The organism is Sanguibacter suaedae (assembly GCF_016342785.1).
In the GTDB taxonomy this organism is placed as follows: Bacteria; Actinomycetota; Actinomycetes; order Actinomycetales; family Cellulomonadaceae; genus Sanguibacter; species Sanguibacter suaedae.
Map to the genome: position 1 here is coordinate 70744 of NZ_JAEINH010000003.1, position 13222 is coordinate 83965.

At 69.5% G+C, this 13222-nt stretch carries 13 protein-coding genes; 8 read left to right on the plus strand and 5 right to left on the minus strand.

All coding sequences use genetic code 11. The features are described 5' to 3' along the window. Nucleotides 1-29: 29 nt before the first annotated feature. The 4 genes from qcrC to JAV76_RS04400 all read left to right on the plus strand — a co-directional run bounded on the left by qcrC (nt 30) and on the right by JAV76_RS04400 (nt 4306). Complete coding sequence (gene qcrC / locus JAV76_RS04385) at nt 30-809, plus strand: cytochrome bc1 complex diheme cytochrome c subunit (RefSeq protein ID WP_198732819.1); 780 nt, start codon at nt 30-32, stop codon at nt 807-809. Beyond that, nucleotides 806-1840, plus strand: coding sequence for a cytochrome bc1 complex Rieske iron-sulfur subunit (qcrA, locus tag JAV76_RS04390; RefSeq protein ID WP_198732820.1), 1035 nt, complete (start codon nt 806-808; stop codon nt 1838-1840). Before qcrC ends, qcrA begins: the two co-directional genes overlap by 4 nt. Continuing rightward, nucleotides 1837-3552, plus strand: coding sequence for a cytochrome bc1 complex cytochrome b subunit (gene qcrB, locus JAV76_RS04395; RefSeq protein ID WP_307843987.1), 1716 nt, complete (start codon nt 1837-1839; stop codon nt 3550-3552). The genes qcrA and qcrB overlap by 4 nt, the downstream gene beginning before the upstream one ends. 127 nt (nt 3553-3679) lie before the next feature. Then, nucleotides 3680-4306 (plus strand): superoxide dismutase, encoded by a 627-nt coding sequence (locus JAV76_RS04400; RefSeq protein WP_198732821.1) that lies wholly within the window; start codon nt 3680-3682, stop codon nt 4304-4306. A gap of 348 nt (nt 4307-4654) precedes the next feature. Here the strand turns inward: JAV76_RS04400 and JAV76_RS04405 are convergent, their stop codons facing one another. The 3 genes from JAV76_RS04405 to ctaC are packed head-to-tail and all read right to left on the minus strand — an operon-like array spanning nt 4655 to nt 7730. Beyond that, nucleotides 4655-5056, minus strand: coding sequence for a cytochrome c oxidase subunit 4 (locus JAV76_RS04405; protein ID WP_198732822.1), 402 nt, complete (start codon nt 5054-5056; stop codon nt 4655-4657). After that, nucleotides 5053-6831 (minus strand): aa3-type cytochrome oxidase subunit I, encoded by a 1779-nt coding sequence (gene ctaD, locus JAV76_RS04410; RefSeq protein WP_198732823.1) that lies wholly within the window; start codon nt 6829-6831, stop codon nt 5053-5055. Before ctaD ends, JAV76_RS04405 begins: the two co-directional genes overlap by 4 nt. Next, complete coding sequence (gene ctaC, locus JAV76_RS04415; protein ID WP_198733052.1) at nt 6831-7730, minus strand: aa3-type cytochrome oxidase subunit II; 900 nt, start codon at nt 7728-7730, stop codon at nt 6831-6833. Before ctaC ends, ctaD begins: the two co-directional genes overlap by 1 nt. 309 nt (nt 7731-8039) lie before the next feature. On the opposite strand from ctaC, the gene JAV76_RS04420 reads away from it, so the two are divergent. Then, nucleotides 8040-9251: a cysteine desulfurase family protein gene (locus JAV76_RS04420; RefSeq protein ID WP_372403194.1), complete on the plus strand. Its 1212-nt coding sequence runs from the start codon at nt 8040-8042 to the stop codon at nt 9249-9251. Nucleotides 9252-9268: 17 nt separating this feature from the next. Next, nucleotides 9269-9499, plus strand: coding sequence for a sulfurtransferase TusA family protein (locus tag JAV76_RS04425; protein ID WP_307844012.1), 231 nt, complete (start codon nt 9269-9271; stop codon nt 9497-9499). 45 nt (nt 9500-9544) lie between these two features. Here JAV76_RS04425 and JAV76_RS04430 read toward each other — a convergent pair whose 3' ends face one another. Further along, complete coding sequence (locus JAV76_RS04430; RefSeq protein WP_198732825.1) at nt 9545-9910, minus strand: HesB/IscA family protein; 366 nt, start codon at nt 9908-9910, stop codon at nt 9545-9547. 123 nt (nt 9911-10033) lie between these two features. Then, nucleotides 10034-11188, minus strand: coding sequence for a glycerate kinase (locus tag JAV76_RS04435; RefSeq protein WP_198732826.1), 1155 nt, complete (start codon nt 11186-11188; stop codon nt 10034-10036). A 66-nt stretch (nt 11189-11254) separates the two neighbouring features. Here JAV76_RS04435 and nadA point away from each other — a divergent pair, with 66 nt between their 5' ends. Together nadA and JAV76_RS04445 are read left to right on the plus strand one after the other, a co-directional pair. Continuing rightward, the gene (gene nadA, locus JAV76_RS04440; protein WP_198733054.1) at nt 11255-12466 is read left to right on the plus strand and encodes a quinolinate synthase NadA; all 1212 of its coding nucleotides are present in this window, start codon (nt 11255-11257) and stop codon (nt 12464-12466) included. Between the two features lie 60 nt (nt 12467-12526). Then, complete coding sequence (locus JAV76_RS04445; protein ID WP_198732827.1) at nt 12527-13126, plus strand: DJ-1/PfpI family protein; 600 nt, start codon at nt 12527-12529, stop codon at nt 13124-13126. Nucleotides 13127-13222 lie beyond the last annotated feature (96 nt).

The following is a 13222-nucleotide window of genomic DNA, read 5'->3' on the forward strand; positions in this document are numbered from 1 at the left end:
ACCCCCATCTGCGAGACGAGGATCCATCCGTGAAGGCACTCGCCGCCCGCCGGCACCACCGGGCGACACCGGTCGTGCTGCTGCTGCTGGCACTGCTGGTCACGGGCGGCGTGTACGCCGCCCTGGCCTCCAGCCCAGCCAGCGCCGACACCACGATGTCGGACGACATCGAGACCGGTGACAAGCTCTTCCAGGCGAACTGCGCCACGTGCCACGGGCCTGACGCCGAGGGCACGGAGAGCGCTCCGTCCCTCATCGGTGTCGGGGCCGCGTCCGTCGACTTCCAGGTCGGCACCGGACGCATGCCGATGCAGGCCAACGGCCCTCAGGCCCTCGAGAAGCCCGTGCAGATGACGGCCGAGCAGACCCGCCAGCTCGCAGCGTTCGTCGCCTCGCTCGGTGCCGGACCTGCGATCCCCACCGCTGAGCAGGTCGACCCGACGCTCGGTGACGCGTCGAACGGTGCCGCGGTGTTCCGTACCAACTGCGCCATGTGCCACAACGCCGTCGGTGCAGGTGGCGCCCTCTCCGAGGGCAAGTTCGCGCCCGCGCTGTGGGACGTCACACCCACGCACATCTACGAGGCGATGGCTACCGGACCTCAGTCCATGCCGGTCTTCAACGACGCGACGCTCACCCCGGAGGAGAAGCGCGACGTCATCGCCTACCTCGTGGAGCAGCGCGAAGGTTCGGCCGGAGGCCTCGACCTCGGCTCGCTCGGACCTGTCAGCGAAGGTCTCTGGGTGTGGATCGTCGGGATCGGAGCCCTCATCGGTTGCTCGGTCTGGATCGGAGCGAAGTCCTCATGAGCACTCACCACACCTCCTCGGACATCACCACGACCAACCCCGCCGGAACACCCGAGCGCTTCAACGACCCGGGCATCCCTGAGCACCGCTCCCGCATGGCCGACCGCGACCCCAAGGCCGCGAAGCGGGCCGAGCGTCAGGTCGTCGTCCTGTTCGTCATCTCGATCCTCGGCACCATCGGCATGCTCGTCGCGTACTTCGCGATCCAGCCCGACGGCACCACCGCCGGGACGCGGAACTCGAACCTCGCGCTCGGCCTCGGCCTCTTCCTGTCGCTCATGGGGATCGGCCTCGCAGCCGTGCACTGGGCGAAGACGCTCATGTCGGACCACGAGAGGTCGGAGGAGCGGCACGACCAGCGGAGCCCCGACGAAGTGCGCGTCGCCGCCGTCACCGCACTGAAGGACGGCGCGGAGGACTCGGGCATCGCGCGACGGGGCGTGCTCAAGGGTGCGGTCGTCACCGCGCTCGGCCTCTTCCCGCTCACCATCGCGGTCCCCCTCATCGGCTCCGTCGGCAACGACTGGGACGTCAGCAAGTTCCGCCACACGATGTGGAAGAAGGGCACACGTCTGGCGACCGACCCTGCCGGCCGTCCCATCAAGGCGTCGGACGTGACCATCGGATCCGTCGTCCACGTCGTCCCCGACGCTCCTGAGGAGGAGCGCCGCACCCACCACTGGATCACGGAGAAGGCCAAGTCCGTCGTCCTCATCGTCCGTCTCGACCCGGCGGACCTCAAGGAAGCCGAGGACCGCAAGGACTGGTCCTACAACGGCATCGTCGCCTACTCGAAGATCTGCACCCACGTCGGGTGCCCCGTCGCCCTGTACGAGCAGCAGACGCACCACCTCCTCTGCCCGTGCCACCAGTCCACTTTCGACGTCGCCGACGGCGCAAAGGTCGTCTTCGGACCGGCGAAGCGGCCGCTCCCGCAGCTGCCCATCACCGTCGACGACGAGGGCTACCTCATCGCACAGGACGACTTCAACGAGCCGGTCGGCCCGAGCTACTGGGAGCGCCTCAAGTGAGCAGCACAGAACGCGCCGCGGCAGGTACCGCGGACTATCTCGACCAGCGCACCGGGGTCGCCTCAGCAGTCAAGGGGTTCGCCCGCAAGATCTTCCCGGACCACTGGTCCTTCCTCCTGGGTGAGATCGCCCTCTACTCCTTCGTCGTCCTGCTGATCTCGGGCGTCTTCCTCACCATGTTCTTCGTGCCCTCGATGGGTCTCATGGAGTACGAGGGCCCCATCGCGTCGATGAACGGGCAGCTCATGTCCGAGGCGTTCGCCTCGACGCTCGACCTGTCGTTCGAGGTCCCGGGCGGGCTGCTCATGCGGCAGATCCACCACTGGTCAGCACTGCTCTTCATGGCCGCGATCGTCACGCACATGATGCGCGTGTTCTTCACCGGTGCCTTCCGCAAGCCGCGTGAGCTCAACTGGATGGTCGGTTTCATCCTGATGATCCTCGGCCTCGCTGCCGGCTTCACCGGGTACTCGCTCCCCGACGACGTGCTCTCCGGCAACGGTCTGCGCATCACGGACGGCGTCGTGAAGTCCATCCCGCTCGTCGGCTCGTACATGTCGTACATGATCTTCGGCGGGGAGTTCCCCGGCGAGCACATCATCCCGAGGCTCTTCACCCTCCACATCCTCGTGGTGCCGGCGCTGATCCTCGCACTCATCGGGCTCCACCTGCTCTTCGTGGTCCTCCACAAGCACACCCAGTACCCCGGCGGCGGGCGCACCGACAAGAACGTCGTCGGCTTCCCCCTGTTCCCCGTGTACGTCGCGAAGGCTGGTGGGTTCTTCTTCATCGTCTTCGGTGTCCTCGCGCTCATGGGCGGCACCATGGCGATCAACAACGTCTGGAACTACGGGCCGTACGACCCCTCCCCCGTGTCGGCGGGCGCCCAGCCCGACTGGTACATGCTCTTCCTCGAGGGATCCCTGCGCCTCATGCCCGGGCAGACGGAGTTCGTCATCGCGGGATACACCCTGTCGCTGAACGTCCTCATCCCGGCAGTGGTGGTCCCAGGTCTGCTGTTCACCTTCCTGGCCGTGTACCCGTTCCTCGAGGCGGCCGTGACCAAGGACAAGCGCGAGCACCACGTGCTCGACCGCCCGCGGAACGTCCCCGTGCGCACGGGCCTCGGTGTCGCGTTCCTCGCCGAGTTCATCCTCCTTGCGCTCGCCGGTTCCAACGACCTCATCGCGACCCACTTCGACCTGTCGCTCAACGCCATCACATGGGTCTTCCGGGTCGGGTTCTTCGTCCTGCCCGTCATCGCGTTCTGGGTCACCAAGCGCATCTGCCTGGGCCTCCAGCGCAAGGATCGCGAGCTCGTCCTTCACGGGCACGAGACCGGTCGGATCGTCCGGTTCGCCAACGGTGAGTACATCGAGGTCCACAAGCCGATCAGCGACGAGGAGCGGTGGCTCCGTGTCAACTACGACGCGCACCGCCCGCTCGAGATCGAACCGCGCGAGGACTCCCGCGGGGTGCGCCGCAAGGGGTTCCGCAAGGACCAGGCGCTGCAGGCGCTCTCGCGATTCTTCTACGAGGACCGTGTGGAGCCAGTGACCCCGGCCGAGCTGGCCGCTGCTCACTCGCACGGCGACCACGACTCTCTCGGTTCCGCCGAGGACAGCGAGTCCGCCCTTGCGATCGCTGGTGCTCCCAGAGACGCCGCACCGGCACCAGACCAGCAGTCGGACGACCACGGGCACATGTCCTGATGGTGCTGCACTGTTGAGACGTGGCCCGCGCCTGTCTCCTCGCCTCGTGGCGCCCGGTCGCGGGCCACTCGCTTTCCCGCACGCACGGCTCTCACGCCGTGAACACACCCTCTAGGAGGACATCGGAATGGCTGCATACACCCTGCCAGATCTCGGGTACGACTACGGCGCGCTCGAGCCGCACATCTCCGGTCGCATCATGGAGCTGCACCACTCCAAGCATCACCAGGCGTACGTCACCGGCGCGAACACAGCCCTCGAGAAGCTCGCCGAAGCTCGTGAGAGCGGTGACCTCGCTGCGGTGAACCTCCACTCCAAGAACCTCGCGTTCAACCTCGGAGGGCACGTCAACCACTCCGCGTTCTGGTCGAACCTCTCCCCCGAGGGAGGCGGCGAGCCCACCGGTGACATCGCCGCTGCGATCGACGAGGACTTCGGGTCGTTCGAGGCGTTCAAGAAGCACTTCGCCGCCGTCGCCGCGGGCGTGCAGGGCTCCGGGTGGGCCATCCTCGCCTGGGACTCCATCGGGCAGAAGCTCATCATCGTCCAGCTGTACGACCAGCAGGGCAACATTCCCCTCGGCCTGACGCCCATCGTCCTCCTGGACGTCTGGGAGCACGCCTACTACCTGGACTACCAGAACGTGCGTGCCGACTACGTGACCGCGTGGTGGAACATCGTCAACTGGGCGGACGCCGACGCGCGTCTCGCGCGGGCACGCACCCAGACCGCAGGGCTCATCGTCCCCTCCTGACCGGTTCGCTGGGTCCGCCAGGCACACCCCAGGCCCAGCGAGAGTTACCCCGTGCCAGTCCATCGAGGGCGCCCACCACATACCGGTGGGCGCCCTCGACTCATATGGCAGCGCACCACGCCACGCCACGCCACGCCACGCCACGCCACGCCACGCCACGCCACGCCACGGGGCATGATGCAGAGCCCTAGCCAGGATTTCCCATGCGCGGTGCCAGACGGGCAACAAGAGACAGTGGCGAATCCTCGAAGGAGAGTGCATCACACGACGATCGCCCCCTCTCCGGTGTGGAGAAGGGGCGATCTCGAGATTGGCGCCCGCGCTTGGTCCTCGCGGGACGTGGGTGGGTCAGTGGGCGTGCTGTCCTCGGGAGAACTCGAAGACCCAGCCGACGAGGGCGATGATCGAGAACACCACTCCGATGCCGACGATCCACCACCCTGCAGCGAGCCCGAGGAACACGATCGCCGCTCCGGCGGCGATGGCGAGAGGCCACCAGCTCCAGGGCGAGAAGACGCCCTGCTCACCGGCGCCCTGCTCGATCTCTCCCTCGGGGTCGTCCTCGGGACGGGCATCGATGCGGCGTGCGGTGGCCGCGAGGTACCACCCGATCATCGCGACGAGACCGGCCGTGAGGAACAGGCCGACGATGCCGACCGGCTCGGACCACCCCGTCCAGAAACCGTAGACGAGCGCGACGAGGAGGAAGAACGGCGCGAGGTAGGTGAAGAGGTTGCTCTCGATCTTCATGACTGTCGGCCTTCCGTGGTCGTCCCTGCGTCCTTCTCGTCGACGCGGCGCTGCGCGTCCTCCTGCTCACCTCGGCGGTCCGGCTCGCCGTAGACCTTGTCGAGGACTGTCGGGTTGGCGAACTGGTGGTCCATGGCGGCGACCTCGGGGTGGTGGAGGTCGAAGGCGGGACGCTCCGAGCGGATCCGCGGCAGCGCCACGAAGTTGTGCCTCGGCGGCGGGCAGGAGGTGGCCCACTCGAGCGAGGCCCCGAAGCCCCATGGGTCGTCCACGGTGACCTTCGGCGCGTTGCGCCACGTGGTGTAGACGTTCCAGAGGAACGGCAGCGTCGAGGCCGCGAGGATGAACGAACCGACCGTGGACACCTGGTTCATCCAGGTGAAACCCTCCTCGGGCATGTAGTCCGCGTAACGGCGCGGCATGCCCTCGGCACCCAGCCAGTGCTGGATGAGGAACGTCGTGTGGAAACCGACGAAGAGGAGCCAGAAGTGGAGCTTGCCGAGCCGCTCGTCGAGCATGCGTCCGGTGAACTTGGGCCACCAGAAGTAGAAGCCGGCGAACATCGCGAACACGACTGTCCCGAAGACGACGTAGTGGAAGTGCGCCACGACGAAGTAGGTGTCGGAGACGTGGAAGTCCATGACCGGGCTCGACAGGATGATCCCCGTGAGACCGCCGAAGAGGAACGTCACGAGGAAGCCGAGCGACCAGAGCATCGGGGTCTCGTACGTGAGCTTCCCGCGCCACATCGTGCCGATCCAGTTGAAGAACTTCACACCGGTCGGGACTGCGATGAGCATCGTCATGAACGAGAAGAACGGGAGGAGGACCGCACCGGTGACGTACATGTGGTGCGCCCAGACGGTCACAGAGAGCGCTGCGATGGCGATCGTCGCGTAGACGAGTCCCTTGTAGCCGAAGATCGGCTTGCGGCTGAAGACCGGCAGGATCTCGCTGACGATCCCGAAGAACGGGAGGGCGATGATGTACACCTCGGGGTGCCCGAAGAACCAGAAGAGGTGCTGCCAGAGGATGGCCCCGCCGTTCTCCGGGTTGAAGATCTGGGCACCGAGGCGCCGGTCTGCGCCGAGGGCGAAGAGCGCGGCCGCGAGGGGCGGGAAGGCCATGAGCACGAGGAGGCTGGTGACCAGGGTGTTCCACGTGAAGATCGGCATCCGGAACATCGTCATCCCGGGTGCACGCATCGTGATGATCGTGGTGATGAAGTTCACCGCGCCGAGGATCGTCCCGAACCCGGTCATCGCGAGCCCGAAGACCCAGAGGTCACCACCCAGGCCCGGGCTGAAGGTCGCGCTGGAGAGCGGGGCGTAGGCGAACCAGCCGAACGAGGCGGCACCCTGCGGCGTGAAGAACCCTGCTGAGGCGATGATCCCGCCGAAGAGGTAGAGCCAGTAGGCAAACATGTTCAGACGCGGGAAGCAGACGTCGGGCGCACCGATCTGCAGCGGCATGATGATGTTCGCGAAACCCGCGAAGAGCGGCGTCGCGAACAGCAGGAGCATGATCGTCCCGTGCATCGTGAACAGCTGGTTGTACTGCTCGTTGCTCTGCACGATCTGGATCCCGGGCTCGAAGAGCTCGGCACGGATCACCAGGGCCATGAGGCCACCGATGCAGAAGAAGATGAAGGACGTGATCAGGTACATGTACCCGATCGTCTTGTGATCGGTGGAGGTGACCCACTTGATCACGGTGCGGCCCAGGGTCTGGCGCCGTGGGCCCAGACCGGGAACCGTCTCGTCTGCCGCTGCCATCAGTTCTCGCCTTCCCTGGAGTCGCCCTGCGCTCCGTCTTGCTGGCGGCGGAGCTCGAGACCGAGCTCTCCGCTCTGGCCCTTCGCCCGCAGCTCGTCCATGTGCGTGTCGAACTCCTCGCGGGACACGACCTCCACGTTGAAGAGCATCCCCGAGTGGAACTCCCCGCAGAGCTCGGCGCACTTTCCTGCGTAGACGCCCTCGCGGAGAGGCGTCACCTGCCACTCGTTGGTCCGGAAGGGGATCATGTCCATCTTGTCGAGGAAGGCCGGGATCCAGAACGAGTGGATGACGTCGCGGGAGTCGAGCTCGAAGCGGACCGTCTCACCCACGGGGAGGTAGAGGGTCGGGAACGAGGTGTCCGTGCCCGGCGCGCCGAGGTCGTCGGTGAGCTGACCGACGTTCACCGCGTGCTGCCCGGTCTCGTAGACGTCCTCGTCGAGGTAGTTGAAGTCCCAGCTCCACTGCTTGCCGATGACCTGCACGGTGAGGTCCGGCTCCGTGGAGAGGTCACGCATCTCCGTCATGTCGCGCTGGGTGAAGAAGAAGAGCACACCGACCATGACGATGGGCACGATCGTGTACATGATCTCGAGCGGCAGGTGGTAGCGGGTCTGCACGGGCAGGACATCATCGTCCTTGCGCTTGCGGTAGGCCACGACGCACCAGAGCATCAGGCCCCACGTGATCAGCCCGACCACGAGCGCTGCGGTCCACGACCCGACCCAGAGGTCGGTGGCGCGATCCGTCTGGTCGGTGACGGGGCCGTCCTCGAAGCCGGGCAGGAAACCACGCTGGGCTTCGGCCGAGCAGCCGGACAGGGCGAGCGCGACGAGCGCTGTGGCGACGACCAACCTGCTGGTCGTCCGCCGGGTGCGGGTGGGGCGTTCCGAGCGCAAGGGGTGGCCTTTCACATCACGTCCTGCGCACCACTCCTGCTCGGGCAGCACACAGGACCTTCGTCCTCGACGAGATGAAGCGTATCGCGGACTTGCCCTCCCCAGCGCCCTGGGCGCGCGCCCCGAGTGTGACAAATGCTGCACTCAGTCACAGTTGCTAACACGCGGACCCGGACTGTCATGAACCCTCCCGGTGCGGGGCTCGTCGAGGCTCTCTCGAGCGACGAGCGACGAGCGACGAGCGGCGCCCGACGCCCCCGCCCTCGAGAGTCCGAGCACCGGGTGCCCCGCCGCTACCGTGGTGCTGTGATCACTCCCGACCCCGCCGACGCACCCGGGCAGGACGCGGCCACGCAGGCCCCCCACCGCCCTCGTCGGGCCCATCTCGACGCCGGGGGCAGCGCCCGGCTGCTCCCGGCTGCGCGGCAGGCCTTCCTCGAGGCGCTCGAGGACGGATGGGCCGACCCTGCCCGCCTCCACTCGGAGTCGCGACGAGCGCGCTCGTTCCTCGACGCTGCGCGCGAGACCTTCGCCGCGCGTCTCGGCGCCCGGACCGAGGAGGTCCACCTCGCCCCCTCGCACGTCCTCGCGACGCACTCCGCGGTCCGCGCGGTCGTCTCGGGACGCCGCCGGACGGGTCGCGCCGTCGTCGCCTCCGCCGTGGAGCGCGCGGCGGTGCTCGACGCAGCCTCCTATGCCGCGGACGCCCGGACCACCGGCGCGCCGAGCCCCGCCGTGGTCCCGGTGGACCGGCTCGGACGGGTGGACGTCGACGCGTTCGCTGCCGCCGTCCGTCAGCCCGGTGTGGCGCTCGCCGCCCTGCAGCACGCGAACGGCGAGGTCGGCACGGTGCAGCCCGTGGACGCCATGCACGAGGCGGCGCGTGCCGCGCGGGTCCCGCTCCTCGTCGATGCGGGCGCGTCCGTCGGCCACGTCGCTCCACCGCGGTCGTGGGACCTCGTGACGGCCGATGCCGCCGACTGGGGTGGCCCGCAGGGGATCGCCGTCCTCGCCGTCCGGGCGGGGGTCCGATGGCGAGCGGAGTGGCCCGAGGCGCCCGACCCGTGGTTCCCCGGTGGTGTGAGCGTGCCTGCCGCGCTGGCCGCGGCGGTCGCCCTCGAGAGCGCCCTGTCCGACCAGGCGGCGCAGGACGCGCGTCGACGGGAGCTCGTCGCCGAGATCAGGGAGGTCGTCGCGCGGACGGTGCCGGATGTCGAGGTCGTCGGCGATCCCGTCGACAGGCTCCCTCACGTCGTGACGTTCTCGTGCCTGTACGCCGACGGCGAGGCCCTCCTCACCGAGCTCGACCGGGAGGGATTCGCGGTCGGGTCGGGGTCGGCATGCACGTCGGCGACCCTCCGTCCGAGCCACGTGCTCGCGGCCATGGGGGTGCTCACGCACGGCAACGTCAGGATCGCTCTCGACCGGACGACGACCCGCGACGACGTCGCGGCCTTCCTCGCGGCGCTGCCACCCGCGGTCGCCCGCGTCCGCGGCTCTCTGGGTGCCGGTGCTCTGTGACGCACGAGGACGCGGTGGTGGTCGACGCCCGCGGGAAGCGGTGCCCGGTCCCGGTGATCGACCTGGCCCGCGCGTGCCGTGGGCTCCCGGGAGGAGGTCTCGTGACGGTGCTCTGCACCGACCCGGCCGCGGAGCACGACGTCCCCGCGTGGGCACGGATGCGCGGTCACACCTTGGTCGGATCGTCGAGGATCGCGGGGTCGGAGGCACACATCGCGCTCACCGTACGACTCGGCCCCGACGCCTGAACGGTGTTCATCAGGCGCCGGGGCCGGTGTCCCGCGGGCGTGGCGTCAGCTGAAGGAGCCGCCGCAGGCGCAGCCCTCCCCGGCGTTCGGGTTGTCGATGGTGAAGCCCTGCTTCTCGATCGTGTCCGCGAAGTCGATCGTCGCGCCCTCGAGGTAGGGCACGCTCATCTTGTCGACGACGACCTCGACACCGTCGTAGTCGCGCAGCGCGTCGCCGTCGAGCACCCGCTCGTCGAAGTACAGCTGGTAGATCAGGCCGGAGCAGCCGCCGGGCTGGACCGCGACACGCAGGCGGAGGTCGTCGCGCCCCTCCTGATCGAGGAGCGTCCTGATCTTCTGTCCCGCGACGTCGGTCAGCAGGACCCCGTGCGTCGCGGTCTCGGTGGTCGCGGTCTCGGTGGTCTCGCTCATGGTCTCTCCCACTGTCAAGAAGTCGTGTGACGGACGGTCGGGCGGCGGGCACCCTGCGGAGCGTCCTCCAGGACCCTCCGCACACGTACCAACCGTGCGGGACCATCCCTTGTTCCCACCACCCTAAGCCCTCGTCCGGCGCGTCTCGCCGCTCCTGTCCGGAGCCACCTCGAGGGCCCCGTGCACCCGAGCGGGTGACCAGGTGCGGGACATCCGGTCCGCCGCTCGTCCCAGCTCCGGTGCGCCGACGGCACCACGGCCTCCGGGCTCGACGACGTACACCGCGGAGAGTCCCTCCGCCGCGCTCTCGCGACGTCCCATCGCGGCAGAGGTGACGAGCGCGACGCAGGGAAGCCCCCAGGCGGCGGCCGCCCGCGACGCCGAGACGGCGACCGACCCGCCGAACGTCCCACCGTCGAGGGCGCCGGTCCCGGTGAGGACGAGGTCCGCTCGCTCGGCGCGCGCGACCAGTCCGAGCGCCTCCGCGAAGACCGGCGCCGCCGGGAGGATCCGCGCGCCCAGGGCGGCGAGGGCGAAGGCCGTCCCACCTCCCGCGCCCGAGCCCGCGAGACCGGCCAACGGTCGGGGACGCGTTCCCGCTCGCCCCGCCTGCGCGAGGGTGAGACGTGGACCCGCCCCCGCGTCGACGGCCGCCTGAACGACGTGCGCGAAGCCACCGAGGGCGCGTTCGAGGGCGTGGGCGGCCTCGTCCGTCACGAGCCCGGCACGGGCGCTCGTCGCCGACGCGCCGTGGAGCCCGAGCAGGGGGACGTCGGACCCGGTGGCGACGACGAGGTCGACCGGGTCGAAGAGCCCGCGGGCGGTTCCGAGGCCGGCGAGGTCCCGCTCGCCGAGGGAGTCGAGAGCGGCGTCCGGGTGCAGGCCCCGAGGGACGGCCCCGAGCGCGGCGAGGAGGCCCGCGCCGCCGTCGGGCACCTCGATGTCGGGTCCCAGCCCGACGACGATTCGACCCGCGCGCGCGGCGAGCGCTACCGAGAGCCGGCCCGCGAGGACCTCTCCCCAGGACCCCGGGGGCACGCGCCCCGACACATAGGCGACCTTCGATGCCCCGTGCCCGACGACGAGGACCTCGCCCTCGGGGACGTCGGCCCCAAGGGCGGCAGCCAGGGTCGGGACGAGACCCTCCCCGCCGTCGGGCAGCCCGATCGCCTCGACGGTGTCGTGAGGCGCGCCGACCATCCACCCGTCGGCGAGGGCGCGGGCGGCGTCGAGAGCCGTCAGTGCGCCGAAGGCGTCGGCGGCGACGAGCACGTGCATACCGCCATCCTGCCCCACGACCAAGGGTCCGACGACCCCGCCGAGCGCCTGGGCCGCTGTGAGACGATGTGCCCCGTGAGCACCCTGCTGAACTCGTCCTTCACAGAACCGGCGGCCTCCCCCGCGCTCCTCCTCCTCGGGCAGGGGCGCGACCTCGCGTCCGAGCGCGGCGTCGAGTGCGTCGGAGAGCTCCCCCACGCGAGCGACCCCGACCTCGTCGAGCGCGCCAGGGCGGCTCGCGCCGCCCTCGGCGACCGCGCCTTCGTCCTCGGACACCACTACCAGCGCGACGAGGTCATCGACCTCGCCGACGTCACGGGCGACTCCTTCAAGCTCGCACGCGAGGCCGCCGCACGACCGGACGCGGAGTTCATCATCTTCTGCGGCGTGCACTTCATGGCCGAGAGCGCGGACATCCTCACCTCGGACACGCAGCAGGTGGTCCTCCCCGACCTCGCGGCCGGGTGCTCCATGGCCGACATGGCCGCCATCAACCAGGTCGAGGAGTGCTGGGACGTCCTGGAGGACGCGGGCATCGCCGACGTCACGCTCCCGGTGACGTACATGAACTCCACCGCAGCCATCAAGGCGTTCACGGGACGGCACGGCGGGACGGTGTGCACGTCGTCGAACGCCGAGGTCGCGCTCCGCTGGGCCTTCGACCAGGTGGGTGGGCTGGAGGGCACCGGGAAGGTGCTCTTCATGCCGGACCAGCACCTCGGGCGCAACACGGCGGTCCTCAAGCTGGGGCTGGACCTCGCGGACTGCGTCGTCTTCGACCCGCGCAAGCCCAACGGCGGCCTCACGGACGCCGAGCTGCGCGACGCTCGGATGATCCTCTGGCGCGGACACTGCTCGGTGCACGGCCGCTTCTCCGCACGGAACGTCTCCGACGTCCGGGCCGCCGTCCCCGACGTCACCGTCCTCGTGCACCCCGAGTGCACGCACGAGGTCGTCACGGGAGCGGACCTCGTCGGCTCCACGGAGTTCATCATCTCCACGCTCGACGCGGCGGCACCCGGGTCCTCGTGGGCCATCGGGACCGAGCTCAACCTGGTCCGGCGGGTCGCCGCCGCCCACCCCGACAAGAACGTCCACTACCTCGACTCGACGGTCTGCTTCTGCTCGACCATGAACCGCATCGACCTCCCCCACCTGGTGTGGACCATGGAGTCGCTCGTCGCGGGTCGAGTCGTGAACAGGATCGTCGTCGACGCGGACGACGCCCACTGGGCGAGGGTGGCTCTCGACCAGATGCTTGCGCTCCCGGGCCTCTGAGCGTTTAGTGGGACCTCAGGGGCCGCCCTCCGGGAGGCCGCGCGCGACCTGAGGAGTCCGATGAGCACCGGTGGACAGCTGAGGATCGGCCTGTACGTGTTCGACGACGCGGAGGAGCTCGACGTCGTCGGCCCGTACGCCGTGCTGGTGCGCTGGGCGGGGCGCAGCGCGCTCCACCCGCAGGTGATGACCTTCTCCGACGACGGCGCGGGCGTCAGGCTCTCCCACGGCTTGCGGTTGGTCCCGGACTGCTCGTGGGAGGACGTGGAGCCCCTCCACGTCCTCGTGCACCCGGGTGGGCCCGGGGCGACGCGCCTCATGGCCGACTCCGACCACCTCGCCCGGGTGCGGGACGCCCGTGCGCGGGTGCCGCTCCTCGTCTCCGTCTGCACAGGGTCGCTCGTGCTCGCCGCCGCGGGGCTCCTCGCGGGGAGGGCCGTCGCGGCCCACCGGGACCACGTCGACCTCCTGTCCCGTGCGGAGCCGGGGGCTCTGGTCGACGGCGAGGCGCGCTACGTGGACGACGGCGACCTCGTCACGACCTCGGGGACGTCCGCCGGTGTCGACGCGGCGCTGCACCTCGTGTCGCGCTTCGAGGGCGAGGACCTGGCGAGGGACCTGGGACACGAGCTGCAGCACGACCCGTGGCCGCCCGCCTGACCCAGGAGCGACTGACCGGTCGCTCCCGCCCGCCCACCGATCGACGTGACGAGATACCCGGTACCCCAGGTCCCGCACACCGGCGGCCCCGTAGTA

Bases quoted from the DNA above. Each gene is read 5' to 3' on its own strand.
- ctaD (WP_198732823.1), bottom strand. From the start codon at position 6,831: ATGGCAGCGGCAGACGAGACGGTTCCCGGTCTGGGCCCACGGCGCCAG.
- JAV76_RS04445 (WP_198732827.1), top strand. From the start codon at position 12,527: ATGAGCACCGGTGGACAGCTGAGGATCGGCCTGTACGTGTTCGACGAC.
- nadA (WP_198733054.1), top strand. From the start codon at position 11,255: ATGTGCCCCGTGAGCACCCTGCTGAACTCGTCCTTCACAGAACCGGCG.
- JAV76_RS04405 (WP_198732822.1), bottom strand. From the start codon at position 5,056: ATGAAGATCGAGAGCAACCTCTTCACCTACCTCGCGCCGTTCTTCCTC.
- JAV76_RS04430 (WP_198732825.1), bottom strand. From the start codon at position 9,910: ATGAGCGAGACCACCGAGACCGCGACCACCGAGACCGCGACGCACGGG.
- JAV76_RS04400 (WP_198732821.1), top strand. From the start codon at position 3,680: ATGGCTGCATACACCCTGCCAGATCTCGGGTACGACTACGGCGCGCTC.
- qcrA (WP_198732820.1), top strand. From the start codon at position 806: ATGAGCACTCACCACACCTCCTCGGACATCACCACGACCAACCCCGCC.
- JAV76_RS04435 (WP_198732826.1), bottom strand. From the start codon at position 11,188: ATGCACGTGCTCGTCGCCGCCGACGCCTTCGGCGCACTGACGGCTCTC.